1 protein-coding gene is annotated in these 237 nt (G+C 48.5%); it reads left to right on the plus strand.

From position 1 onward, the window contains the following. The coding region (locus ACYP03_RS27910; protein WP_459782925.1) for a substrate-binding domain-containing protein at window positions 1–237 on the plus strand (237 nt) is incomplete at both ends.

Consider the following 237-nt stretch of genomic DNA (forward strand, 5'->3'; position numbering starts at 1 on the left):
GTAAAGATTATGCCGGTATCGTGACCGATGATTTGTTTCAGATGGGTAAGCTGGCAGCGGACATGATCGCCAAGGCCGTAGGTAATAAAGGCAAAGTCGGGTTTATTTATCACGAAGCCAATTATTACGTCACCAATCAGCGTGATCAGGCGGTACTGACCAATCTGCAGAAAAACTACCCGGGTATCGAGATTGTGGCAAAACGCGGTATTGCCAATGCGAATGACGGCGAGGTGG

Source organism: Photobacterium sp. R1, from assembly GCF_054600795.1.